At 41.6% G+C, this 21,841-nt stretch carries 18 protein-coding genes; 16 read left to right on the top strand and 2 right to left on the bottom strand.

Annotated features, from left to right (window positions below; genetic code table 11):
• Window positions 1-44: 44 nt before the first annotated feature.
• The 7 genes from E0Z06_RS08890 (at window position 45) to E0Z06_RS08860 (ending at window position 7,818) form a co-directional block, all read left to right on the top strand.
• Window positions 45-803, top strand: coding sequence for an endonuclease/exonuclease/phosphatase family protein (locus tag E0Z06_RS08890; protein WP_279432812.1), 759 nt, complete (start codon window positions 45-47; stop codon window positions 801-803).
• A gap of 1 nt (window position 804) precedes the next feature.
• Window positions 805-1,953 carry a hypothetical protein gene (locus E0Z06_RS08885; protein ID WP_132583861.1) on the top strand — a complete coding sequence of 383 codons (1,149 nt, stop codon included), beginning with the start codon at window positions 805-807 and terminating at the stop codon, window positions 1,951-1,953.
• Between the two features lie 163 nt (window positions 1,954-2,116).
• Window positions 2,117-2,980 carry a PEP-CTERM/exosortase system-associated acyltransferase gene (locus E0Z06_RS08880; protein WP_132583859.1) on the top strand — a complete coding sequence of 288 codons (864 nt, stop codon included), beginning with the start codon at window positions 2,117-2,119 and terminating at the stop codon, window positions 2,978-2,980.
• A gap of 19 nt (window positions 2,981-2,999) precedes the next feature.
• Window positions 3,000-4,619 carry an FAD-dependent oxidoreductase gene (locus tag E0Z06_RS08875; protein WP_132583857.1) on the top strand — a complete coding sequence of 540 codons (1,620 nt, stop codon included), beginning with the start codon at window positions 3,000-3,002 and terminating at the stop codon, window positions 4,617-4,619.
• 165 nt (window positions 4,620-4,784) lie between these two features.
• Window positions 4,785-5,618 carry a THxN family PEP-CTERM protein gene (locus E0Z06_RS08870; RefSeq protein WP_132583855.1) on the top strand — a complete coding sequence of 278 codons (834 nt, stop codon included), beginning with the start codon at window positions 4,785-4,787 and terminating at the stop codon, window positions 5,616-5,618.
• 110 nt (window positions 5,619-5,728) lie between these two features.
• A complete protein-coding gene (locus E0Z06_RS08865) occupies window positions 5,729-6,844 on the top strand; it encodes a hypothetical protein (protein ID WP_132583853.1) in 1,116 nt (371 codons plus the stop codon).
• A gap of 176 nt (window positions 6,845-7,020) precedes the next feature.
• A complete protein-coding gene (locus E0Z06_RS08860) occupies window positions 7,021-7,818 on the top strand; it encodes a THxN family PEP-CTERM protein (protein ID WP_132583851.1) in 798 nt (265 codons plus the stop codon).
• Between the two features lie 52 nt (window positions 7,819-7,870).
• Here the strand turns inward: E0Z06_RS08860 and prsT are convergent, their stop codons facing one another.
• Complete coding sequence (gene prsT / locus E0Z06_RS08855; protein ID WP_132583849.1) at window positions 7,871-10,630, bottom strand: XrtA/PEP-CTERM system TPR-repeat protein PrsT; 2,760 nt, start codon at window positions 10,628-10,630, stop codon at window positions 7,871-7,873.
• A 131-nt stretch (window positions 10,631-10,761) separates the two neighbouring features.
• A complete protein-coding gene (gene xrt / locus E0Z06_RS08850; protein WP_132583847.1) occupies window positions 10,762-12,153 on the bottom strand; it encodes an exosortase in 1,392 nt (463 codons plus the stop codon).
• 199 nt (window positions 12,154-12,352) lie between these two features.
• On the opposite strand from xrt, the gene E0Z06_RS08845 reads away from it, so the two are divergent.
• From E0Z06_RS08845 to E0Z06_RS08805, 9 genes are all read left to right on the top strand, one after another.
• Window positions 12,353-13,699 (top strand): phenylacetate--CoA ligase family protein, encoded by a 1,347-nt coding sequence (locus tag E0Z06_RS08845; RefSeq protein WP_132583845.1) that lies wholly within the window; start codon window positions 12,353-12,355, stop codon window positions 13,697-13,699.
• 4 nt (window positions 13,700-13,703) lie between these two features.
• Window positions 13,704-14,816 (top strand): glycosyltransferase, encoded by a 1,113-nt coding sequence (locus E0Z06_RS08840; RefSeq protein ID WP_132583843.1) that lies wholly within the window; start codon window positions 13,704-13,706, stop codon window positions 14,814-14,816.
• A gap of 100 nt (window positions 14,817-14,916) precedes the next feature.
• Complete coding sequence (locus E0Z06_RS08835; RefSeq protein ID WP_132583841.1) at window positions 14,917-15,549, top strand: polysaccharide deacetylase family protein; 633 nt, start codon at window positions 14,917-14,919, stop codon at window positions 15,547-15,549.
• 1 nt (window position 15,550) lies between these two features.
• On the top strand, window positions 15,551-16,750 hold the full coding sequence (locus E0Z06_RS08830) for a glycosyltransferase (RefSeq protein WP_132583839.1): 1,200 nt from the start codon (window positions 15,551-15,553) through the stop codon (window positions 16,748-16,750).
• Complete coding sequence (locus tag E0Z06_RS08825) at window positions 16,750-17,253, top strand: serine acetyltransferase (protein WP_132583837.1); 504 nt, start codon at window positions 16,750-16,752, stop codon at window positions 17,251-17,253. The genes E0Z06_RS08830 and E0Z06_RS08825 overlap by 1 nt, the downstream gene beginning before the upstream one ends.
• Before the next feature lie 26 nt (window positions 17,254-17,279).
• The gene (locus E0Z06_RS08820) at window positions 17,280-18,461 is read left to right on the top strand and encodes a glycosyltransferase family 2 protein (protein WP_132583835.1); all 1,182 of its coding nucleotides are present in this window, start codon (window positions 17,280-17,282) and stop codon (window positions 18,459-18,461) included.
• Between the two features lie 71 nt (window positions 18,462-18,532).
• Window positions 18,533-19,654, top strand: a complete 1,122-nt coding sequence (locus E0Z06_RS08815) for a hypothetical protein (RefSeq protein WP_207903059.1) — start codon at window positions 18,533-18,535, stop codon at window positions 19,652-19,654.
• A gap of 1 nt (window position 19,655) precedes the next feature.
• Window positions 19,656-20,672 carry a polysaccharide deacetylase family protein gene (locus E0Z06_RS08810; protein ID WP_132583831.1) on the top strand — a complete coding sequence of 339 codons (1,017 nt, stop codon included), beginning with the start codon at window positions 19,656-19,658 and terminating at the stop codon, window positions 20,670-20,672.
• A complete protein-coding gene (locus E0Z06_RS08805; RefSeq protein ID WP_132583829.1) occupies window positions 20,672-21,829 on the top strand; it encodes a hypothetical protein in 1,158 nt (385 codons plus the stop codon). The genes E0Z06_RS08810 and E0Z06_RS08805 overlap by 1 nt, the downstream gene beginning before the upstream one ends.
• The last annotated feature ends 12 nt before the right edge of the window (window positions 21,830-21,841 follow it).

Raw genomic sequence — 21,841 nt, 5'->3', positions numbered from 1 at the left:
CGTGGGTTATAGGTTGGCGCTCGGTTGGGTTATGGCAGTTTTTGATGTTAGCGCCGGTGTTAATAATCTGCCTAAAGCTGCTTGATTTCAGTTGGCCGTCGCAAAACACCAAACACCCCGCAAATCTAATTACATTATCAGCGAACTTAGGAAATATGAGTGACGCTGAAAGTTTGGCTCGGCTATTAGAGCAACACAATGTTTCTATAGCATTATTTCAAGAGGCGAAACCAGAAAAGCTTAAAGCATTGCCAATAAAAAGCTGGCAAAAGCATTGCGAAGCTGGACTATGCATTGCAAGCAAACTACCTTTTGAGATTGAGATGGCCGTATCACGCAATATTTTTCAAGGTTATGGTAACTTTGCTCAGTTTTATCGCATTAGCTTGGCCGATAACAGCTTTTTAATCGCTAATGTGCATTTTGAAACGCCGCGCTCAGCGTTAGAATCAGTATTAAAATTAGGGCCAAATAGCGCAGCAATGCGCATTTTACAGCAAGACCGAGCATTACAGGCAACGATAATTAGTGAGTGGGCGCAAGCTGAAACCTTGCCATTTATTATTGCCGGTGACTTTAACATGCCGGTGTTGTCGCCAATTTATCAGCAGTATTTTTCTATGCTAGGTAATGCATTATCAGAAAAATCACAGCATGTGGTGAAATATACAAAATTCACCCGTTGGCATGGTATTCGTATTGACCACCAGTTGTATCGGGGCGCACTTTCCCCTTTAAGTGCTGAAGTGCTTAACTTACCAGGTGCCGATCATCGGCCGGTGTTGGTTAGATGGAGCAACTAACATGCGTTATATAATATGTATCCTAGTTTGTTGTAGTTATTTGATGGTGCCTAAAGTTCAGGCTGAGCCGAGATTATGGGGGCCTGAGCATGTTGCTGGCAAAGTTGACACTGCTTGGTATGTAGAGCCTATGGTGCGCTACGCGAATTATATTACCAATGCAGAGCTACTTGCCGCAGATAATATTGCACCGGATAAAGCCAGCCAATATTTGTATGACAGGCCAAGGGCACTGTTCCAGCTGTACTTATTAACCGGTAACAAAAAATGGCGAGCGCAAGCAATTAATGCTAGTCAATACTATATTGCGCACCTTAACGATGACGGCTATTTTTCTCTTATCGAAAATAAAGATATTAAATACTCAATGCCCAGAGGGCTATTTTACTATTATCAATTAACGGGTAATACCGAGGCTAAAGACGCAATTGGTCGCATTTACACTGCGTCATTAAATTGGAAACCAAGTTATTCAGGCCAAGGCTTTTGGACCGAGCGTAACCAAGCTGCTGCGCTTGAAGCCGCACTCACCTATTATGAGTTAACAGAAGATAAAGCTGCGCAACAACGTGTTGAAACTATTTTAGCAGCGACACTAAAAATGACCATGCAACCTGAGGCTAATTGGCCGCAACGCGGCTGTCCGCAACACAGTTTTAAATCTCACGAAGGTGGGGCTGATCAATCTGCAGTATGTTCACCGTGGATGTTGGCATTGCTTGCCGACCCAATCTGGCGATACAGCCAAATAACGGATTCAAAAACTGCGATACAACTGTTACAACAATTTGGCCGCTTTATCGTCGAGCATGGCACTTACGTTGGCAAAAATAAGTTTTCTGGTCAGTATCTACCAAAATATCTCGTGGTGTTTGACAATAAGCAAATGGAGGATATTAATCCATGGAATGATGTTCAGCACAGTTGTGACGTCGCCGCGCTCCTAGGTAAAGCCTTGTATGTTTCTGACACGATATCAAAGCACGAAAAAACAGTGTTTTTGTCGCTACTGGAACCGTGTAAAAGCAAGTCAAACAAACTAAATGATAATAAACTCTACTGGCAAGTGCGTCCGGCTCGTAAATTTGGCTGGGAATATTCAACCACTAGCGACTTACCTTGGTTAGAGCTAGCAATTTTAAGGCGATAGCGTTATACATTTAACATTGAGATTAAAACACTAAACGTTGCAATCGCGTTATATAAAGTTGTAATGGCAGCCACAGAAAAGGAAATCTTGTGCTAACGTTAACTCAGTTGGTTATTTTTCAGAATATAGACGCATCTATTCGGCACAGCATCGCAGGTGAAAGATGAAATATCTTAAGTTCATGCAAAAAGTACCTGTGCTAAAACACCTTGTAAACAAGACAATATCTCATCTTGCTAGTAGTGATGCGAGCTCAATAGCGAATCACTTTTCACAATTTTTGCGCACAGAATTGGCGAGTAATAATGAACTTAAAGCCGAAGTATTTAATATTCGCCACCAAGTTTATTGTGAAGAGTTACATTTTGAAGACGAAAATACCAATCGACTTGAACAAGATGAATTTGATAGCCACTCTTTTCATAGCTTAATTCGCCATGTCACAACAAATAGGGTTGCTGGTACAGTAAGGTTAATTACTGCTGAGCAAGATACCGATCAGTTACCAATAGAAGTGCACTGTATGCACGCAATAACTGATCCTGATATTACTCCTGCATCGTTTCCTCGAAATGAAATTTGTGAAATCTCGCGTTTAGCGGTGCCCGAAACTTTCCGACGCAGAAAACTTGACCAATTTCAGGGCGCGGCAACTGGCGCTATTAATGAAGTGCTTTTTTCTGAACGCGAGTTGCGTTGTTTTCCTTATATCGCTATTTGCTTGTATTTGTCGGCGGCATTAATGGCATTACATAATAATAAAAAACATTGTTTTGTAATGATGGAGCCACGGCTAGCAAGAAGCCTTACCTTTGTTGGTATTGTATTTAAACAACTTGGGCCACCTGTTGAGTACCATGGCAAGAGAGCGGCGTACTATATAAATCCTGAGATGTTCAGAGAAAATTTATCTGAGGGTTATATTAAGTTACTCGAATCTATAGAACGTGAATTGTACCCAAACGAGCAGGCTCGCCGGTTAAAACGAAAATTCTTTAAATTTACTTGGGGTTTGCGGTTTTCCTAATCAATATCGAGAGCTTCCTATGACCTGTTCCCAGTTTAATGCTGCGCTAGCTGCATGGCAGCAACTGCTTGCTGCTGAGCAAGTAGTGATTGATACACCGAGTATACGTAAAGCTGAAACCGCTACCTTTGCTACGACATCTAGCGTACTGGCAGTACTTTATCCAGAGCGCGATCAGCTCGCCGCGTGTTTAAATATAGCCAAGCAATATAAGCAACAGCTGTATACCATTAGCTCAGGAAAAAACTGGGGTTATGGCTCACAGGTGCCAGTAAGTTCAGATAGCGTTATTGTTAATCTTAGTCGCCTAAAGCGAATAACTAATTATGATAAAAAGCAGGGTGTTGTAACTGTAGAGGCGGGCGTTACTCAGGCTGAGCTGGCGCAGTTTTTACTTGAGCAAGGTGACAAACATTGGATGGATTGCACCGGTTCTAGTGCAAGTTGCAGTGTAGTGGGTAACACAGTGGAGCGAGGGTTTGGACATACTGCTTACGGTGAACATGTTAAGTACGTGTGTGGTATTGAAGTAATGTTGGCTAGTGGGCAGGTTATTAAAACGGGCTTGCATCGCTTTAATGACGCTAAAGCTGCGGGTGTTTATCAGGCCGGTATAGGCCCAGCGTTAGACGGGTTATTTTTTCAATCGAATTTGGGCATAGTGCTAAGCATTACACTATGGTTAATGCCCAAGCCAGAGTGTTTTTTGGCATTTTATATTTCAACTGAGCAAGACATCCTTGAACAGCTAGTTGAAAGCCTATGCCAATTAAAACGTCAAGGCTATCTAACCAGCTTACCGCATATCGCCAATGCGTTTAGAGTATTGCCAGGGTTGCAGCAGTTTCCTGCTGACGTAGCCGCAAAGCAGATATATCCATTACCTGAGCAAGAATTAAGCCGCTTAAAAAATCAATGGCAAGTCGGACGCTGGAACGTCTCTGGTGCTCTGTATGGCACAAAGGGGCAGATAAAGTTGGCCAAAGCTGCGTTGAAAACACATTGTCGGCGCTTTAAAAAAACACAACTTAATTTTATTAGCGATACTTTGTTGAGTTTAATTGAAAAATATCAATGGCTGCTGTCAAAGTTATTACGCCGAGATATGGCCAGAGTGCTAGCCGTGCTTAAACCTGTACATATGATGATGCAAGGCAAGCCTAGCGATAACTTTCTGGCTAGTGCTTACTGGCGGATGCCGACATTACCAGATAACGATTTTAAGCTTGACCAAGATGGCGTCGGGCTAATTTGGTGTGCCGTGGTCGCTCCCGCTGATGGCCAATGCGCACGTAATATCGAAACCATAGTAAGCAGGGTTTTAACCTCGTTTGGTTTTGAAGCTGGAATAACCTTCACTTTACTAAATGAACGTTGCTTAGACGCCGTAATTAGTATCGGTTTTAACCGCCAATCAAATGATGGCATCGATTGGGATAGCAAAGCGCTGGCATGCCGTCGCCAATTGTACGAGCAGTTATTAAAAGAGGGTTTTTTCCCCTATCGACTAGATATAAATATGACGCAATTTATGTCTGAATACAGCTCGTTAGAGTATGAAAATGTGCTACAGCTATTAAAAAACACCTTCGATACCGACAACATATTATCGCCTGGGCGTTATATAGCCACTCAATAACTGTAGGTATTTTTTACACTTACATTTTACCCAATACAGAGTAAGGCTGTAAGCTATTGTTAATAAATGATTTTTTGTTTTGGCACGGTAGCTGCATAATGCTAGGAGTAGTGTGTGTTAGTGTTACACGCATAATTATAATAAGTTAAGTAAAACGGAGATGTCATGAAATCAAGAGTAGGTTTTTTGGTAACAGCACTTGGAAGTGCAGCTTTATTAGCGTGTAGTGCGTCAGTATCGGCAGCAGCATTTAGTATTTCATTTGAAACGTCTAGCGGTTGGTTAGCTGACGGTTTAACTTACGATGGCTATGCACCGAAAACCCGTCATAAAAACGGTGTAGAAACAATACATAATTGTGCAGCTGGTGCAACTAATGCGTTAAATGGTTGTGGCTTAGAGTTTTACGACGCCTCTGCCGGAATTAATGATGCTTACACCTCTGTCAACTGGGGTACTCCGCGTGTCGCGGGTCAGCCTAGCGGTTTAGATATCGTATCGTATAATGGTGTGTTAGACGCTGATGCTGGTTGGGTTGACACCGGTATGATCACGCACCGTAACCGTCAAGTAGTATCGGGCACTAAAACATTAGCTGAATTAAACTTATTCACAATGTTTGATATTGTTAGCCCGTTTATGGCTCAAACTGGTTCAGTGTTTGGTCTTAATTTTACCGAAACGTTTAATAATCAGTACGGCTATTGTGATACAGATATACAGTTTTCAACTACACCGTGTGATGATTACTTCAACATTTCTGGTATTCCGGTACCAATTACCTTTACCTTTGGTGGCCAGAAATACGTTATTGAATTCCGCTTATGGGGTGATGTGAATACAGGTTTTATAATTGATGAAAACATGCTACGTACGGCAGAAAATTCTGATAACAATTTATTCGTACAAGCTCGTTTAGTAACTGTACCAGAACCAGCTACTATTGCTGTGTTAGGTTTAGGCTTATTAATGCTAAGCGGCCGTCGTAAAAAAGCGTAATAAAATGACAACTAAAAAAGCCAGCAATTTGCTGGCTTTTTTGTATTATAAGGCACAGTAATACCGCAAGATAATAAACCTATGCCATAACATATTAAGGGATTAATAAGATGAAATTATCTGCTTTAACGTTAGAGACCAGTGGCAACCGCGTTGTTATGAGTTGGAAAGCAGATAACCGTGTACTTAAAATCACTTTCACTGGCACTGAGCACAGCTTGCCTGCTGCAGCCGATGCGGCATTTACTAGTTGTTTAATGCCAGCTATGTTGCTTGGTGAAGAATTAACCGTTGATGAGAGCTTTAAGGTTAGTAAAGCGCTACTAAGCAACTTAGCGCAGTTTCAGCAGTATTTTGTGTCTTGGTTTGATGATCTACAATGGGTCAACATACTCATTCCCGAACAACAGCTGCACGACAATGCTGTTGCGCCAAGCGATAACGCCGTATTTTATTCTGGCGGTGTCGATGCAAGTTATTCATTTTTTGAACTAAAAAATAATATTAATCATCTTATTTTTTGTCTTGGTTTAGATATCCAATTAGGTGAGCATGAACGTTGTGAAAAAGCACTAAGTGCAGCACAACAGTTTGCGCTGCATTATGATAAAAACCTTATTGTAATGGAGACAAATTTTAGAGACGCTTTTCCTGAGTTATCAGCAAAACGCTGCCAAATAGTTTTGCTTATCAGCTATAGCTTGGCGCTAGGCCTTTGTAACTTATATGTACCCGCTAGCCATGATGCGCGCGAACTAGAACCCTTTATTACTCATCCTTTGACTGATCCCTTATTGTCAAATGCCCTGACCAATGTCATTCATCATGGCATGATCAGTAGGATGAAAAAAACTGCAGCTATTGCTAACTCTGATCAAGCATTAAATTATTTAAGGGTGTGTAATGCATCTAGCCAATTTAACTGCGGAGAGTGCGAAAAATGTTTACGTACCATGGCTGCACTTGCAACTCTTGATAAACAATCTGCGGCGTTGCCCGTGTTAGCGCCAAAAAAATTACGTGCAGTGCAAATATGGACGCCGGGCATATACCATATGTGGCAAGATATTTATGACAGTGCCGTGCAAAACAATAAGGCCGAGTTAGCAAAAGAAGTTGCTAAGCTTTGTAAAGCTTACGACAGGAAACAGCTACTGAAGCAAATCAAAAAGCAGATTGCAGTAATAATAACGGATTTCAAATTACGCTTACTAAACTCGAAATAGCCAACAAATGTCCATTTATTTTACAAATGTGCAAATTTTTCTCAGGTGTGATTTAACAAGTATATAATAACATTGATAAATTAAAACTGGTCTAGTATATGCACCTTTAATGCTGTACCAGTCGTGAAGTGCAGTATTAGGTGGCTGGCATAAACCCAATAACAAATGGAGGCGTTATGAACAGCAAAAAATCTTTGCTCGCAACCGTTGGAGGTTTAGCATTACTCAGCGGTAGCGTGCAGGCAGCATTAATTGGCTCATTCGACTTTGCTACATCAAGTGGCTGGTTAGCCGATGGCACTGCGACAACGTACAATTCACAAACCAATACTTCAGCAAATTGTAATTCTGGCGCATTACCTGGCGTTAACGCCTGTGGCTTAACTTTTTCTGGCGCGCAAGAATTAGGTCCTGATGGTTATACTACGGTTGATTGGTTTAGTAATGGTGGCGCAGGCCCAAGTGGCTTAGATATTGCGTCCATTTCAGATACATTAATGACGAATGGAGGCTGGGTAAATACCGGTGAGATTACGCATAGAAATTATGTCTTACCGTCTCCGGCAACCACGCTTAGAGATTTGAACCTACTGTCATCTTTTCAAATTGTATCACCGTTTGTCTCGGCACCTGCGTTTGGTAATTTTGGTATTCAATTTACTGAAACCACGAATACTAACCCTTGCCCAGCACCCAATCCATTAGGTTCTGTTTGTGATGATTTTTTTGAGATCTCTGGTTTACCAGCACCACTTAGCTTTACTATTGATGGTTACACTTACAATATAGAATTTCGTTTATTTGGTGGTGTAGGTTTTATTGTTGCTGATAACACGCTTTATACTCGTGAGTCGGCAACGAATAATTTGTTTGTGCAAGCTAGAGTAACCGCTACACAGGTACCAGAACCAGCAACACTTGGTATTTTAGGTTTAGGTTTATTACTGTTAAATCGTCGTAAACTTATTAAATAGTTAGTATTTACTAATTGAAAGCCACCGCATTGCGGTGGCTTTTTTACCGTTATTATAAGCCCAACTTCTTAATTAGCGCCGATACTTTCGCAGCCTGTTCAGTGCTATCTGCCAGTTGTTCTAGCAGATTTTTTGCCTTTTCTTTATTGCCTGTCTTTACTAGCGCTTCAGCATAATGCATTTGCACTTCTGGGCTATTTGGTCGAGCTTTAAGTGATGCTTCAAACATGGTTTTTGCTTGTTGAGCATCATCAGTATCTAGCAAAATTTTTCCGTAGGTGTCTAATACGTCAGGATGGCTGGGTCTAAGTTCGTAGGCTTTCTTTGCATATTTTAACGCGCTTTGGGTTTCGCCTTTTTCAAGCATTAACCACGCGAGGTTATTCAGTGCTAGTACATTGTCGGGTTGCTCTTTAAGCATGGTTTCATAGGTTGTTATAGCGAGTTCAGCGTTTGTTGTTAAAGATAGCTGTGCCAGCATTGCTTGTAATGGCGGTGCATCACCTTGCAGCTTAATATGCTGCTCAATAAAGCTTATACCTTTATTGGCGTTGTTTTGGCGGCCGTATAACTCGGCAAGAAATAAAGCCGTTTTGATATGCGGTTGTTTGGTATAACTTTGCAATAATATACGTTCTGCGTCGTCATAATTTTGTAATTTTGCTAACGCTTTGCCAAGAAAATACAGAACTTCGGGTCGTTGCTGTATTGGATCAGGCAGTGTGTTGTTGTAATTAATCAGTTGTTGATTAAAATTACCCTCATCTAACATCTGTAATTTTATACCAATAAACTTTAAATGCTCAGGTTGCGTTAGTAATAGTTTATCAGCAATTTTAAGTGCCGCCTCGTAGTCCTTATTTGCATATAGCGTTTGCATGTAGGCTTGCGCGGCCATATTTGAATTTGGCTGCCTAGTGTACCAAGCTTGTGCACTTTGTAATGCTTGAGCTGGGTTGTTAAGACGAAGCAGCGTATCAATTAGATAAGCCCAATGTGCGGGCAACCAGTCTTTTTGCCCGACTTTAATGCTGTTTAGCAAATCTAACGTGGCTTTATAATCAGCAGTACCGTGTTTAAGTGTGGCTAAGGTTAGTGTTAAATTGTAATTCTGTGGCTCGGCGCTGTGAGCTTTATTTATGCGCAGGGTTGCGTCGGCTACATCACTTTGACGTTTGCTAAGTGCCAGGTATTGCTCTAACGCTTGGATATTTTGCGGTTCGTCATCCAATAACGCTTGAAATCTTTGTTGTGATAGTTTCGTATTACCTTCTTCAGCTGCCAGTGAGGCCTGCAGCAAACGTGCAAGACTGTTCTTTGGTGAAGTCGCTAACACTTGATCTATTTGCTCAGCAGCGACTTTTAGTTGGCCACTGATTATTGCGATATAGGCCTTCATGTTGCGGCCTGCGGTGCGATGCTCCTCATCAGCTATCCACTCGTCAGCTAATGCCATTGCTTTGGTGTATTCTTGTTGTTTTACATAAGCACTTAACAATAATACCCTTGCTTGATCGCTCTCTGGGTCTAGTTGCAGCGCTTGTTCAAGTGAGCGTACCGCAGTGTCACGTTGACCTGACATTCTAAGTTGAATGGCACCAAGTGTGGTCAGTTCGTTAGCTGATAGTGGTTCGTTAGTGCGGTATTGGGCTAATAAATTTTGTGCCGCTTCAACACTGCCTTGTTTGGTCAGTTCAAAAGCGGTAGCAGCAAGCAGCTGAATGTCAGACTGTTGCAACTCTTTTTCTGACAGAAGCTGTTGTGCAACATCGGTGTTGCCCGCGTTAAGCATTAATTTAGCATACAAATTTTCAATGCTTGGATAGCTGCTTAATGTGTTTTTAATAGTCTCTAAATGATTTAACGCAACGTTTTCTAGCTGCAAGTTAACTGCAATTAATGCCGCGAGTATTCGCGCAGGTGGCGTACTAAAGCCGTTACTAATTGCTTTATCAATATAGTCTCTGGCTTTGGGGTAGTCTTTCTTGTCATAGGCAACAATAGCACTAAAATAATTTACTAAGGGTTGCTGAGGCACTTTTTTAAGCAAGGGTTGTAGCATTTCATCTGCTTGCTTAAGTTGACCGCTTTTCACATAGGACTGGGCTAATAGTAATTGGGGCAATAAGTGATAAGGCTGTGCACTTGAGTATTCTTCAAGTAGTGCAATAGCACCTATGGTGTCGTTCTCGGTTAGCGCTAATTTACTTCTTATATAAATAGACTGCAAATATAAAGGTGACGCTGCGGGGATTGCGGTTAAATGCCGCTTTACATCATCGAGCTCGTTTTTGGCTAAAGCTTCAAAACCGTTAGCAAAATTAGCCACGTCCTCTTGCTCAGATAGTGCTAACTGTTTAAACAAGATCGTTGCATTTTCTGTACTACCTAGTTCAGCTTCGGCTAACGCTTTATATATCAGTAAGTAATCTTGTAGTGGTTTTGGGTAAGCTTGAATGTTGTCAGTTAGCTCTAAAATACTGCTGTAATTAGTATTCAGATATAAAATGTTGATATAGTCTTGAATAAATTTTTGATTATTGTCGCTGTATTCACTAGCGCGCTGATATTCTTTAATCGCATCGTCTATTGCGCCGGCTTTAACATAGAGCTCAGCTAATGCTAAGCGGTAGTCTGCACGTTTAGGATCTTGCTGTAATGCCGACTTTAGCTCGACTAGAGCACTATTAAGTTGATCGTTAGCTAAGAATTTTTGCGCGGCTTGAAAGTGTTCTTCGCTACTTTTTTGGCCACATGCAGTTAGAGATAGGCCGATAATAACTGCAGTGCTAAGTCTGGTGAAGCGTTTCATATCCCGTTCCTTGTGTTGATATAGTTATCCAGATATTTCTTTGGCAGTAATGCCAAATTGAATTACAACATCTCATTATGCTAATGATAACGTATTAATGTTAGCTTCAATATTTACTGAGAGGCTAATTTTTAATTCTTAACGTTATTACTATAACGTTTTAATATTGCCACCTCGTCACGACATTGAACACTTTTACAGTAAACAAACTGCCAATGTAACGCAGAGGTTGCATCAAGCTTGAGCGCCTGTTTTATGCGATTACGTTTATATTCTTTAATTGATCCGGTAGGTTGACCGTTAGCCTCATACCAGTATTGTAATAATGCTGTGTTGCCACTGCCATCACTTAACCAAAGTAGCTGACTATTGGCTGTTAGCTGATTGTTTGTTTTATGCCAGCTGTTGGGAATAAGTTTGTTTAGATAATAATCGGCGCGGTCAGCATCATGTCGTCCCGCAAATTTATAGTGCTCTATTATCACGTCAATACCATTAATTTGTATGTTTTCGCGCTGCTTTTCGCTGTATGACGCAATAGCTGCCGCAGGGGTAGTATTGGTGTCTACTTCAGTAATTTCTGCGACGCTATAATCGAATAGAGGATATTGCTGCATGACTAGCTTTAATGAAATACCAGATACAATTAGGCTACTGACAATGACAACAAAAACGCCACGGCCCGGAAGTTTTAATGGCACGTAAGCTTGTTCTTTGGTTTCTGGTAATGGCTCGAGCTTACCAACGATATAAAATAAAATAATAATAAAGGGTATATATAAAAACCACCCGAACATATTGTGATCTTTTACAATTGAGCTTTGCATATCGGTGTAATAGCCAATAAGAATAATAAGCACGATACGAATGCCATTTACCACTATAGCCCCAACGATGGCAAACAAGGTAACCAGCAACATATTGCGCAATTTGCGTAAGTGCAGATGACACAGCAGGGTGCTAAGAGCTAGAGACACAATAAAATAGCGTAGGCCGCTGCAACCTTCAGCAATCTCAAAAACGCCCTGAGGAATTTGAATAAAATTGCCGTCAACAAATATAGGGATATGGGTTAATTGCATACAAAAGGTGGTAATAAGTACAGCAATATATTGCAATGGCGCAACTAAGCTGCCCCAAAATGGCGAAATAAACCATAATAATGCCAGAGGCACTATGAAGGCAGTCGAAGGTTTAAGTAGGCTACAAAATAACAGAATAACGTATAGCGGAAAAATAAGCCGAGTTAAGCTAATTTGCTGTGCAGTAATGCTAATGGCTAATACCAAAGCCAAGGTGATAGCCGCGATAAGATAAACTACATTAAATTTTATTTTTAAATTATTGCGTTGCTGCCAAAGCAAGGTGGCAATAACAAACGGCATTAAGTAAGCATGTGAGTAAGTGCCATCATCAAAGCTGTAGGTGCGCCAATCAGAAATAATTTGCGGATAAAGAAAAATACTGTAGCTTAAAAATAATATAAGTAAAAGAAACAAGGTATTAGCATGCTTAATGGTCATCCATGACACTCCGTAACGGCTATTCTCTGGGGCGCAATAAAACGTCGTCTCGCGTTTTATCCGAGTTTGACGTGTAAACCATTAATAATCAACTGTTGGTTGTAACGCGTGCTTTCGTTTATACTCTGTGCTCGCTTAAGGTTAAACTGAGCAGAACAAGCGTTAAAACTCTGTAAAATTGCGAATGGATGCGTAATACATGAAACTATACCCACAATTGCTTCGTGGTGTCGTGTTGCCTGCTATGGCAATGGTAAAGGAAAAACCATTATTAGGTTATCTTAACCAATATACCGACAATCTAAAACTCAGCCCAGAGTCGCTAGAACGTTTGCAATGGCAAGCATTAAGCAATTTGTTAAAACATAGTTTTGATAACTGTGCCTATTATCGAACGCGCTGGCAACAAGCCGGAATAGATGATATTCGTACTGTGGATACACTTGCTCAGTTTCGCCAATTACCGGTGCTCACCAAAGACGACATTCGCCTTAACTACGACGCAATTAAAGCTAAAAACTTTCAAAATAATATCGTTAAGTCAACCGGTGGCTCTACCGGGCAACCTCTTACTATTGAATTAAACCTAGACAGCAATGTGAGGCGAGAAGCCGTTATGTGGCGCGGCTACAGTTGGCTTGGTGCTGGGTTAGGGGAGCGCACATTATATTTGTGGGGCGCAAGTATTGGTCAGGCGTCATTACCCCGCAGAATAAAAGAGCAAGTTTACCATTGGTTGTATAACCGTAAGATGCTGAATTCGTTTTCAATGTCACCAGAAAATATGCCGCAATATATTGCGCAAATGAATTCCTATCGCGCTGACGCTATGGTGGCCTACGTTAATCCGTTGTATGAACTGGCGCAATATATACTAGAGCACAAGATCCCGGTGCATAAACCTAGTAGCATTCTTACCGGCGCCGAACCACTTTATCCGTATCAAAGAGCGGTAATTGAGCAAGCATTTAATTGCAGTGTTTATAATACCTATGGCTGCAGAGAAGTGATGCTAATAGCGGCCGAGTGCCAACAACGTAAGCAGTTACACATTAATAGCGATCACTTAGTGGTAGAAACGGTTAATGAGTTTGGTGCAAATGTTGTCGGTGAAAGTGGCGACGTGCTGTTAACCGATTTATATAACTACGGTATGCCACTAATACGCTATCAAAATGGCGATAAAGCAACGCTACATAGCGGTGCCTGTGAATGCGGTAACCCTTTACCTATTATGTCCAGCGTCGATGGCCGTAAACTCGATGTTATTAAAACGCGCTCTGGTAAATTAATACCAGGTGAGTTATTCCCGCATTTATTCAAAGAGTTTGTTAGTATTTATAAGTTTCAAGTGCGGCAAAACCAACTTGATGCCATTACTATTAGCCTTGTTACTAAAGTCGGGGTTAGTGATGCTGATAAGAATGCGATAAGTAACGAAATTAATCGCTACAGCAACGGTGAGCTTGCTATTACTTTTGAGATTGTTGATGAGATACCTCTGACAATAAGTGGTAAGTACCGGGTAACGGTATGCGAGGTTTAAACTAATGTCGCCGCAACGATTAGTTATTATCTCTAATTTATATCCGCTGCCGTGGGAGATGGGGCGGGCGAGCTTTAATCGTCAGCAATTTGCTTTGTTGGAGTCAGAATACGAGTTATCAATTTTGGTGCCGGTAAGCTTTATTGATTGGTTTAAGCATATTAAACAGGTTAAGCAAACTAAACACTTACGCTATGTGCCGTTCTTTTTTACGCCCAAAGTTGGCAGGCGTTTTTATTCGGTTTCAATGTTTTTATCACTATTATTGCACTCAGGATTCTGGCTTAAGCAGCGAAAGCCCGATGTTATGTTGGCTAGTTGGGCGTTTCCCGATGCTGTTGCAACCAGTTGGTTAGCTACGTTATTTGGCTGTCGATTTTTTTTCAAAGTACATGGTTCCGATATTCATTTACATGGCAATGTTAAAGCAAGAGCGAAGCAGATAGTTAGCGCGGCAAACAAAGCTCAAGCTATTATTTCTGTATCAGAAGAGCTACGTAACCATATGATGACAATGGGTATTGCCGCCAAGAAAATTCAGGTTGTGTATAATGGCGTTGATCATGTGTTGTTTAATCAAGAGTGCCAGCGTGAAATTAGTGCACCATACTTACTTTTTGTTGGTAATCTAAAGCAAGATAAAGGCGTGATGGAGTTGCTGCAGGCGTTTACGGCATTAGCACCGGCATTTTCGCCATATGTCTTAGTGATAGCGGGTGCGGGTGTAATGCAAGAACAAATGCTGCGCTATATTGGTGAACAAGGTATAACCGGGCGCGTTATGATGCTTGGCAATGTTGCGCATGCAAAATTGCCGTCATTAATGCAGCATGCAACGTTAGTTGTGCTGCCTAGTTATCATGAGGGTGTGCCTAACGTGCTGCTCGAGTCTATGGCTGCCGGCACGCCAGTGGTTGCCACTGCGGTTGGCGGTATACCCGAGATAGTAAAACCTGATGTTACCGGCTTTTTAGTAACGCCCGCTAATGTGCTTGATTTAACGGCTGCTTTGGAAACGGCATTAGGTAAATCTTGGGATCATCAGGCGATACGAGAGCACGCGTTACAATTTAATTGGCAAAAAAACAAAAGCCAAATGAAGCAGATATTAGGTTAAAACGCCAGTGTAATATAGTGTATAACCACGGCGTATGCCCGTTGGTGAGTGGTTGCTAATAAGCCAAGGTGGCGATAAATGAAGACGGAGACAACAATTAATGCGGGTTAGTGACATTTCGCAGCGACTCAGAAAGCTGATCCCTCAAACTATTTTGCGGCGAAAATACTCGCCTGCGCAAAAAGCGTTATATTTAACCTTTGATGACGGCCCACATCCTGATGTTACGCCAAAATTACTTGCTTTGCTTGACACCTTTAATGCTAAAGCTAGTTTTTTCCTGATTGGTGTAAATGCAAATCAGTATCCAGAACTGGTGCGCGAAATAGCACAGCGTGGTCATACGGTAGCGAATCATAGTTATCAACATCTGTTGTTACCGAAATTAAACCTCCAGCAGCAATTAGATGAAATAAATCAAAGTAAGCATATTATCGAATCAATCTTGCAACAGCCTTGCGTGTTTTTTCGTGCGCCAAGGGGAATGTGGACGGTACGAGTACTAATGTCGTTACGGAAAATGGGCATCAAAGCCGTACATTGGAGCCGCGATTCGTTTGATTATAAAAAACTGGCACCGAGAGAAATAGTTAAAAATTTGCTAGATAAACCCGTAATAGCCGGCGATATTGTGTTGTTTCACGACGATGCTGATTGTTGTATTGATGCGTTAGCAGAGTTAATTCCTACGTGGCAGCGCCAGGGATTTCAACTTAAGTCATTGGAGTTCTAATATGAATATTCTGTTTCATCATAGAACACGAGGTAAGGGTGCTGAAGGTGTGCACATTATGGGTGTTACCAATGGCTTACGCCAGCTAGGGCACACTGTACACTTATTATCACTGCCTGGTGCAGACCCTGAAGCTGCACCAGCACCAGCGCCGACTGCAACTGTTGATTCTGTTGTCGCCAATACCAAGGCTAAACAAGGCAGCCCAGTACTTCGCTGGTTATTCGATTTAACCCGTTATGTGCCAGAAGCGGTGTTCGAGCTATTTGAGTTGGCCTACAACTTACCTGCACTGTGGCGCTTGCGTAAAGAGGTTAAAAGTAAAGATATTGAACTGATTTATGAGCGCTATTCTTTGTTTATGTTTGCTACGGTGTGGTGGGCAAAGCGCAATAGTAAACCCATAATACTTGAGGTCAATGATTCCTGCTTAGTGCATCGAGTGCGTCCGCTTTTTTTCACCGGCATTGCGCGCAAAATAGAAGCGTGGATTTTTAAAAATGCGACTGGTTTAGTATTTATTTCTGGCCATTTTCAACAGGTCGCGTTAACCGGACACCAACAGATTGCACCTTCGGTTATCTCGCCTAATGCCGCTGATTTAACACAGTTTGTGTTAGATGATTGCGGCGCTAAAAAGTTAAGACAACAACTAAATATCGATGACAAGGTGGTGCTAGGTTATGTTGGCGCCTTTGTACACTGGCATGGTATTGACTGGTTTGTTGATTTAATGGTCGAACGAATTAAAGACTATCCACAGTTAGTTTTGTTATTAGTGGGCGATGGTGTTAGTTTCGAACCAATTAAACAGCGTATTGAACAGGCGGGTGTTACGTCGCAAATTATTCTTACTGGGCGTGTCGATCATAAAGAAATTGCCACCTATATTGGTGCTATGGATTACGGCATTTTGCCGGATTCGAACGACTACGGTTCGCCGATGAAACTGTTTGAGTTTATGGCAATGGCTAAGGGGATGGTTGTTCCTGATTTTTCTCCCGTTGCCGAAGTAGTTGAAGATAATAAAACCGGTTGGTTGTTCCCCGCCAATGATAGGCAGGCGTGTATAGCGCGTACCCTTGCGTTGGTGAGTGATAAACAACAGCAACATCAGGTTGGCAAAAACGCTCGTACCTTCATTGAGCAGCATCGTCAGTGGACGCACAACGCAGAACAACTGTTAGGGTTGTTGCCTTGATGAACAACCTAAAAGCAGATTTAAAGCGTAAGCAGCAAATATTTAAACAAGACGGTGCTGACGTCAGTATGCTAAGAATTATTATGGCAGACGGCACCTGTGCCAACATACTGTATCGTTTAATGCGTTGGTTTATGTACATTCGCCTGTCGCCGTTGGCCTATGTTTGTTATCAGCTGAATAAACTGTTAAATGGCTGCGTTATTGGTGTCGGTACAGATTTCGGCCCAGGGTTAGTGCTAATGCATCCTATTGGCGTAGTAATAAACTCTAAGGTACGTGGTGGTACGAATATTACGATTGAGAGCGCGGTTGTCATCGGCGACGACAAAGGCCGCTCACCCCAACTAGAAAATGATATTTTTATTGGTACCGGTGCAAAAATAATCGGCCAGGTACATATTGGTAATAACGTTAAAGTAGGTGCGAATGCCGTAGTGACTAAGTCTGCTCCAGATGGTGCGACTATGCTTGGTATTCCAGCAAAACCGTATTTACGCTGAATTAATATAAGGAAGGCAGTATTACCATGGAATGGGTGTTTTGGAGCAGTATTTTAATAATACTTTATAGCTACTTTTTGTATCCTATCGTTTTAATGTGCATCAGCGGTGTTGTACAACTATGGCGAGATAATCGTTATATTTGGCGAAATAATAACAGCCGCACCGCGCCTTTAATCTCGGATGAAACGCTACCTGCTGTAACCGTGGTTATAGCAGCCTATAACGAAGAGAGTTGTATTGCTGATAGAGTAAAAAATATTCTTAGTCAGGATTACCCTGCCGACAAACTTACGTTGTTAGTTGGGTCTGATGGCAGTAAAGATAATACTGCAGAAATTTTAGCTGCGATAACAGACCCAAGGTTAACTGCCTACTTATTTACCGAAAATAGAGGAAAAGTTAGTGTTCTTAATGATTTAATGAGTAAAGTTAGTACTGACATTACAGTGTTAACTGACGCTAACACTGAATTTAAGCCCGATACAATTCGCCGTTTAGTTCGACATTTTTCTGATCCAAATGTTGGCGCCGTATGTGGTGAGTTACAACTTGTTGATGCACAAAGCGGCAATAACCGTGACGGCATTTATTGGCGCTATGAGCGGGTGTTAAAGTTTCACGAGTCTCGTCTTAATGCGTTATTAGGTGCCAATGGTGCCAATTATGCTATTCGACATGCGCTATATCAGCCATTACCAACGAATACAGTAGTTGATGATTATAAAATTGCCATGGAAATAGCCCGCAGCGGCTATCGCTTAAAATACGATCCCGAGGCGATTGCGTTAGAAGAAAGCGCTCCGACAATTACGGGTGAAATGGGGCGGCGCATTCGTATCGGCTTAGGCAACTACCAAGCACTATTTCAAATGAGTTGGATGTTTCATCCTAAAAATGGCATACGCTTGTTTAGCTATGTCAGCCATAAAGTATTGCGCTGGTTCGTGCCGCATTTAATGCTAATAGCACTGTTTAGCAATATGTTTCTGCTTAAGCACACAAGCTATGCCATATTATTTGTTATGCAATTGGCATTCTACGCACTGGCAATGTATGGCTATCGTCAGCATAAACAAGGTAAGCAGCTGTCTATGTTGCTGTCTTTAATTGTATTTTTTGTATCAATGAATTACGCCCTCGGCGTAGGCTTTATACGTTATTTTTCGACAAATATTCAAGGTAATTGGCAGAGGACCGAACGGTGATGTGGGTGTTATTAATAATTGGCGCAGTGGCAGCTTGGCTAGTATTTGTAGCTATAGTACGCAAAAAAAACATGCAAAATTGGTTAGGTAATTATATTCGCCATACATTGACACAGCCTCAAGCAGTAACTGGTCCGAAACATATTTTATTTTGTTTTGTTGATCACTATGAGCCGCAGTGGGGACGCAATATTCCACTTGAGCAAGAACGGGCCCGAGTAGATCGCTGGTTTAATGATTATCCTGCCGTTGCTGGTCAGTTTGTTGATGCAGATGGCTGTTTCCCTCAACACTGTTTTTATTATCCAGAAGAAGAGTATCGCTACGAACATTTAGCGAAAATCTCTGATTTATGCTACCGAGGCTTTGGTGAAATAGAAGTACATTTACATCATGACAATGACACTAGCGACAATTTGCGGCAAACCTTAACTAATTTTACGGAAATGCTGCATCGTGAGCATGGTGCCTTTGTTCGAGATGACGTAACCGGAAAACTAAGTTACAGCTTTATTCACGGTAATTGGAGCTTAAATAATTGCCGGCACGATGGTCGATGGTGTGGTGTTAACGACGAGTTAATTATATTAAAGGAAACTGGTTGTTATGCTGATTTTACCTTCCCATCAGCGCCAAGTGATACGCAACCTGCTATGGTCAATACATTGTATTATGCTAAAGACAACCCAGGTCAGCCTAATTCGCATAATACCGGCCGGCCAGTTAGCGTAAATGGTAAGCCTTGGGGTGATTTAATGTTAATCACTGGGCCAATAGGGCTTAATTGGAAAGTTCGGAAAAAGGGCATTTTTCCACAGATTGAAAATGCGGATGTACGCACAAGTATGCCACCAACACCAGAGCGTGTTGATCTTTGGGTAAAATCAAATATTCATGTCAAAGGCCGGCCTGAATGGATTTTTATCAAGGTGCATACCCATGGCACGCAAGAAGAAGATATGGACACCTTGCTTGGCGCGCCATTTGCAAAAATGTGTCAGCATTTACAAACTAAATATAACGATGGTGAGAACTTTGTTTTGCACTATGTAAGTGCAAGAGAAATGTACAATATCGCAAAGGCTGCTGAAGCTGGTGAAAGCGGAAATCCTAATAATTATAGAGATTACGTTATTGCTAAACCAAGTTATAAGCCATTGCAGGACAAGGAAATGGCTGGCAAAGGAATGTAGTATGAGCATTAAGGGTTATAGCCGAGCTATGCTTGAAGTTATATCTGGACATATGGCTTTAAAATGGCAGCGTCGGCCAAGTGGTCTGTACTGTTTTAATTATCACCGAATTGGCAGGGCAGCAGACTCCGAGTTTGACCCTAATGTATTTAGCTGCTCTGAAGAGCGCTTTGCACAGCATTTAGCCTTTTATAAACAAGAATTTGATGTTGTTAGTATTGAAGATCTTATTAGGTTGCAGTCAGAAAACCGTAAAATCAAAGAGCGGCTGGCACTTATTACCTTTGATGATGGTTATATTGATAATTATCTGATTGCTTATCCGATACTAAAAGCAGCGGGAGTTTTCGCTAGCTTTTTTGTTTCAACCGATTATATCGATAAGCCAGAAATCCCCTGGTGGGACGAGGTTGGCTGGATCGTGCGCCATGCTGGTGCGCGAAGCATTCAATTACCACATTGGCCGCAGCCTATTAACGTAGCGCATGGCTCTATTTCAGCGCGAGTTCGGCGTTTGTTAAAAGCAGTAAAGCAAGATAATAGCTTAGTGATGTCCGAGAAACTGGCGCAGCTTAAACGATTACTTCAGCTTGAAAATGTCAGTATGCCCAAATCCACTGAGTTATTCATGAACTGGGCCCAGTTAAAAGAGATGGCCGATCATGGCATGCATATTGGATCACATACGCTGTCGCATAATATTCTTTCGCACTTAACCGCCCAGCAACAACTAGTTGAGCTGACGCAATCAAAGCAGCGTTTGGATACTATGTTGGAGCGACCAGCAATCTCATTGGCGTATCCAGTTGGTGGCCACAATTCTTTTACTCCAGAAACACAACGTTTGGTACAACAAGCTGGTTACCAGTTAGCGTTTTCATTTGTATCTGGCATTAATAGGGAGCTTAACGTGAGTAATTGTTTTCAATTGCGCCGTTTTCCTATTGAAGAGGAATCCTCAGTGTGGCGCCTTAAGCAAATGGTTAATCGACGTTTTGATCTGTGGGCGGTAAATTAATGACAGCGATGGTTGTTGTGCTTAGCGCAGGACCAAACGGTCTTGGTGTAACACGAAGCCTATATCTTATTGGCGTGCGCCCGATAGTTATAAGCCGTGCGCCAGATGACGTTATTAACTTTTCTCGTTTACCCAGCGAAAAAATAGTTTTACCTCGAGAAAACAGCACAGAGTTTTTACAACAACAGCTACTTAAGTTGCCACAGGGCACTATTGTTATTCCAACATCAGACTGGTTTGTCAGTTTTTTAGCTGAAAATGACGATATGTTAATAGCGCATATTCGCTTTTTGTTGCCGTCACCTGACATAACTACGATGTTGATTGATAAAGCTCTGGAAACAAAAAAAATAGCAGCGATATTACCACTACCCCCAACGGTGCAAAAATTAACCAATTCAGCTGATTTACTCGAAGTATTAAAATTACCGATAATTATTAAGCCTCGCTCACACCAACATATGGTGCTTAACAGTAAAAACCGCATACTTAATAATCCGCTAGACGTTCAGCAGTTTTTTCAACAGTTCAGCACGGTACTTGGGCAGCTTATTGCGCAGGAAGTTATACTCGGGGATGATAGTTGCCAGTGGGTTTGTAACTGTTTTTTTGATTATGATTCCGAATTAGTTCAAGCTTTTAGTTTTAATCGATTACGGTTGTCGCCGTCACATTATGGCGTAACGAGCTACGCCATAAGTCAGTATAACGCTGAGGTTATAGCACTAAGTAAAAAGCTAGGTAAAGCGCTAGGCTATGTAGGTGCCGCGATGCTTGAATTTAAATTTGATGTTCGCGATGGAACCTATAAATACATCGAACTTAACCCGCGGTTAGGAATGTGCAATTATTTTGATACTCGTTGTGGTGTCAATAATGCTGCCGCCTATTATCAGTTACTTAGCCAGCAATCACTTAATTACAACGTGCAGATGAAAAGTGGTGTGGTTTTTCTCAGCTTATATGAAGATTTTTTGTCTCGCCGTAAAGACGGTGAACACACGGTGCGCATTGTTATCGATTATTTACGTAATGTATTTAAGCCACACGTTTTTATTTATCATGTTTGGTGGGACGCAAAACCCTCTATTCATATGTTGAAAATTCAGCTAAAACGGCTGTTTAATGCGTTGGTTAATAAGGTTAAAGTACATTGAACGCCGGTAATC

The sequence above is a fragment of the Rheinheimera sp. D18 genome (assembly GCF_004345025.1).
GTDB lineage: Bacteria > Pseudomonadota > Gammaproteobacteria > Enterobacterales > Alteromonadaceae > Alishewanella > Alishewanella metallidurans.
This window is presented reverse-complemented; position numbering and strand designations above follow the sequence as displayed.

Bases quoted from the DNA above. Each gene is read 5' to 3' on its own strand.
- E0Z06_RS08890 (WP_279432812.1), top strand. From the start codon at position 45: ATGTTAGCGCCGGTGTTAATAATCTGCCTAAAGCTGCTTGATTTCAGT.
- E0Z06_RS08885 (WP_132583861.1), top strand. From the start codon at position 805: ATGCGTTATATAATATGTATCCTAGTTTGTTGTAGTTATTTGATGGTG.
- E0Z06_RS08880 (WP_132583859.1), top strand. From the start codon at position 2,117: ATGAAATATCTTAAGTTCATGCAAAAAGTACCTGTGCTAAAACACCTT.
- E0Z06_RS08875 (WP_132583857.1), top strand. From the start codon at position 3,000: ATGACCTGTTCCCAGTTTAATGCTGCGCTAGCTGCATGGCAGCAACTG.
- E0Z06_RS08870 (WP_132583855.1), top strand. From the start codon at position 4,785: ATGAAATCAAGAGTAGGTTTTTTGGTAACAGCACTTGGAAGTGCAGCT.
- E0Z06_RS08865 (WP_132583853.1), top strand. From the start codon at position 5,729: ATGAAATTATCTGCTTTAACGTTAGAGACCAGTGGCAACCGCGTTGTT.
- E0Z06_RS08860 (WP_132583851.1), top strand. From the start codon at position 7,021: ATGAACAGCAAAAAATCTTTGCTCGCAACCGTTGGAGGTTTAGCATTA.
- prsT (WP_132583849.1), bottom strand. From the start codon at position 10,630: ATGAAACGCTTCACCAGACTTAGCACTGCAGTTATTATCGGCCTATCT.
- xrt (WP_132583847.1), bottom strand. From the start codon at position 12,153: ATGACCATTAAGCATGCTAATACCTTGTTTCTTTTACTTATATTATTT.
- E0Z06_RS08845 (WP_132583845.1), top strand. From the start codon at position 12,353: ATGAAACTATACCCACAATTGCTTCGTGGTGTCGTGTTGCCTGCTATG.
- E0Z06_RS08840 (WP_132583843.1), top strand. From the start codon at position 13,704: ATGTCGCCGCAACGATTAGTTATTATCTCTAATTTATATCCGCTGCCG.
- E0Z06_RS08835 (WP_132583841.1), top strand. From the start codon at position 14,917: ATGCGGGTTAGTGACATTTCGCAGCGACTCAGAAAGCTGATCCCTCAA.
- E0Z06_RS08830 (WP_132583839.1), top strand. From the start codon at position 15,551: ATGAATATTCTGTTTCATCATAGAACACGAGGTAAGGGTGCTGAAGGT.
- E0Z06_RS08825 (WP_132583837.1), top strand. From the start codon at position 16,750: ATGAACAACCTAAAAGCAGATTTAAAGCGTAAGCAGCAAATATTTAAA.
- E0Z06_RS08820 (WP_132583835.1), top strand. From the start codon at position 17,280: ATGGAATGGGTGTTTTGGAGCAGTATTTTAATAATACTTTATAGCTAC.
- E0Z06_RS08815 (WP_207903059.1), top strand. From the start codon at position 18,533: ATGCAAAATTGGTTAGGTAATTATATTCGCCATACATTGACACAGCCT.
- E0Z06_RS08810 (WP_132583831.1), top strand. From the start codon at position 19,656: ATGAGCATTAAGGGTTATAGCCGAGCTATGCTTGAAGTTATATCTGGA.
- E0Z06_RS08805 (WP_132583829.1), top strand. From the start codon at position 20,672: ATGACAGCGATGGTTGTTGTGCTTAGCGCAGGACCAAACGGTCTTGGT.